Origin of the sequence: Streptomyces capoamus (genome assembly GCF_014654935.1) — a bacterium.
GTDB lineage: Bacteria > Actinomycetota > Actinomycetes > Streptomycetales > Streptomycetaceae > Streptomyces > Streptomyces capoamus.
On the sequence record NZ_BNBF01000009.1, the window covers coordinates 129,873 to 132,041 of the forward strand.

Sequence of the window (2,169 nt, forward strand, 5' to 3'; positions counted from 1 at the left end):
TCGTGAGAGTCGCCGGTGAGGGCCGGTTCCGGAGCAATCCGGAACCGGCCCTCATGCGTGCGGTGCCGGTGGTCAGGAAGCCGCCTTGCCGCCCTTGGTGCCGTCGATCACCTGACCCGCCGGCGGAGGCGTGGCCTTGACCGGCTTGCCGTAGTCCGAGAAGACGATCGTGCCGGGATTGTCGCCGCCGGACTGGTGGAGCTTGAGAATGTACGGCTTTCCCTCCGTGGCGACGTACATGGTGATGGTTTCGGCACCCTTCTTCTTCTTCAGCGGGAGTGCCTTGTGGCCATTGACCGTGGTGACGTCGCCCTTCGTCATTCCCTTCCGCTCGGACTTGTCGCTGTCCATGTCGGCCAGGAATCCCTGTTTGTCGCACAGTCCCGTCGTACGGGAATCGCCGACCGGTACCTTCACCCAGCGGCCGCTCAGCGCCTCGGTCTGTTTCCGCCGGCCGCCCGAGTTCTCGGCGGCGCCCGCCCAGAACTCCTTGTCACCCTTGATGTAGGTGGCCTGGCCTGCGTGGATGACATCGGCCGAGCCCCGTTGCATGGCCATCCGGCCCTTGCAGTTCTTCTGGGTGTCGACGTGGAAGTCGACCGTCAGGGGCTGCCCGTCCGCGGAGACCTTGCCGGCCATGCGCAGCGACTCGGAATTCCGGGTGGCGGCCACCGCCTTGGCTGCCACCTGGTCCGCGCTCTGCCCCTTGAACGGCTGGTCCGAGGATCCGTCGCCCGAGCATGCCGTGACACCCAGGGCGGCGGTGACGCAGATCGCGGATGCGGTTAACGTGCGGCTCACAGACATGAAAAACCCTTCCCGGGGAAATCCGCTGCTTTTCCTTGCGGCCGCTTCCACTGAGGGCGGCCGCCGTGCAAGTCCGGTTTCCCGGTGATCGTGGAATAGTCGCTTCCTCTTTTCCCGGGGGTGAGGTCACGTCCGCCGGCCCGGGGTGGGAGACTCCTGGGCATGGACATCGCCCGCAGGAACAACGTCACCGTCACCGGTAACCCCGGGGGCCGGCCGGTCGTGCTGGCGCACGGGTTCGGCTGCGACCAGAACATGTGGCGGCTGACGGTTCCGGCCCTGGCCGAGGAGTACCGGGTGGTGCTGTTCGACTACGTCGGCTCGGGCCGTTCGGACGCGTCCGCGTTCTCGGAGGACCGATACTCCTCCCTCGACGGCTACGCCCGGGACGTGGTCGAGATCTGCGAGGCGCTGGACCTGCGCGACGCGGTGTTCGTCGGCCACTCGGTGAGCGCGATGATCGGCGTGCTGGCCGCCGGCCGGGCCCCGGAGCGGCTCGGCGCGCTGGTGATGGTCGCCCCCTCGCCCCGCTACATCGACGACGACGGCTACCGGGGCGGGTTCAGCGCCGAGGACATCGACGAACTGCTGGACTCCCTGGAGTCGAACTACCTCGGCTGGTCGGCGGCGATGGCTCCGGTGATCATGGGCAACGAGGACCGGCCCGAACTGGGCGCGGAGCTGAAGAACAGCTTCTGCGCCACCGACCCGGACATGGCGCGCGTCTTCGCGCGCACCACCTTCCTGACCGACTCGAGGGGCGACCTCGCGAGCGTGCGGGTGCCGACGCTGGTGCTGGAGTGCACCCAGGACGTCATCGCCCCGCGTGAGGTCGGTGCCTTCGTCCACCGCTCGATCCCGGGCTCCACCCTGGTCACGCTCGACGCCACCGGACACTGCCCGCACCTGTCCGCGCCCGAGGCCACCAACGAGGCGATCACCTCCTTCCTGGCTGCCCTGCGATGATGTGCCGCGCCGACCAGCAGCCCGACCCGTCCGGGACCGAGGACACGACCGGCTCGGCCGCGGCGTTCGCCGCACTGCTGGAGGACAGCGCCGAGGAGCTCTACGAGAGCGCCCCCTGCGGCTACCTGTCCACGCTGATGGACGGCACCATCGCCAAGATCAACACCACCTTGCTGCAGTGGCTCGGCCTGGACCGGGAGGCGGTGGTGGGCCGGATGCGGTTCACCGACCTGCTGACGGTGGGCGGCAAGCTGTACCACGAGACGCACTTCGCCCCGCTGCTGCGGATGCAGGGCGAGATCAGCGGCATCGCCCTGGAGATCAAGCAGGCCACCGGCGACCGGATCCCCGTGCTGGTCTCCTCCGTGGTCAAGCACGGCAGCACCGGGGAACCGC

At 68.6% G+C, this 2,169-nt stretch carries 3 protein-coding genes; 2 read left to right on the forward strand and 1 reads right to left on the reverse strand.

Annotated features, from left to right (window positions below; all coding sequences use genetic code 11):
* Window positions 1-72: 72 nt before the first annotated feature.
* Window positions 73-858: a hypothetical protein gene (locus IE312_RS16545; protein WP_229899887.1), complete on the reverse strand. Its 786-nt coding sequence runs from the start codon at window positions 856-858 to the stop codon at window positions 73-75.
* 111 nt (window positions 859-969) lie between these two features.
* On the opposite strand from IE312_RS16545, the gene IE312_RS16550 reads away from it, so the two are divergent.
* Together IE312_RS16550 and IE312_RS40405 are read left to right on the forward strand one after the other, a co-directional pair.
* Window positions 970-1,773, forward strand: coding sequence for an alpha/beta fold hydrolase (locus IE312_RS16550; protein WP_189982489.1), 804 nt, complete (start codon window positions 970-972; stop codon window positions 1,771-1,773).
* Window positions 1,773-2,169: PAS domain-containing protein (locus IE312_RS40405; RefSeq protein ID WP_229899889.1), on the forward strand; the 397-nt coding region annotated here is incomplete at its 3' end. The genes IE312_RS16550 and IE312_RS40405, both read left to right, overlap by 1 nt.